1 protein-coding gene is annotated in these 508 nt (G+C 67.9%); it reads right to left on the bottom strand.

What is annotated here, in order from left to right; translation table 11 throughout:
- The coding region (locus tag D1614_RS29075) for a zinc-binding dehydrogenase (RefSeq protein ID WP_147384432.1) at positions 1–508 on the bottom strand (508 nt) is incomplete at both ends.

The raw sequence follows: 508 nt of genomic DNA, 5'->3' as shown, positions 1-508 counted from the left end.
CGCCTTCATGGCGATCAGCGGCAGCGCCCAGGTGGCGCCGCCGCCGAACAGGCCGACCATGATCAGGCTGCCGCCCTTGGACAGCGCGTCGAAACCGAGCTGGGTCGTCTGCGCGTTGCCGACGAGATCGATCACCGACAGGATCGGCTGACCCGCGGCCTTCTGGAGCTGCGCCAGCGCATCGGGCGCATTGCCGTCCACCGCCGCGAGCGCACCGGCTTTCAGCGCGGCCTCGCGCTTGTTGGCATCGATATCGACCACGATGGCGCCCTTGCCGCCCATCGCCTTGAGCAGGCTCAGCGCCATCAGGCCGAGACCGCCCGCGCCGAAGATCACGATCGGATTGCCGAGATCCTTCTCGACCTTCTTCAGCGCGCTGTAGGTCGTGACGCCCGAGCAGGCATAGGGCGCGGTCGTCGCGGGATCGAGGCCCCTCAGGTTGAGCAGGTAGCGCGGATGCGGCACCAGCATGTGATCGGCATAACCGCCGTCGCAATAGACGCCGAGC

It is taken from the genome of Maribellus luteus (assembly GCF_003576475.1).
GTDB classification, from domain to species: domain Bacteria; phylum Bacteroidota; class Bacteroidia; order Bacteroidales; family Prolixibacteraceae; genus Draconibacterium; species Draconibacterium luteum.
Note: the sequence above shows the minus strand (reverse complement) of the source record. Positions and strands in the feature narration are given on the sequence as shown.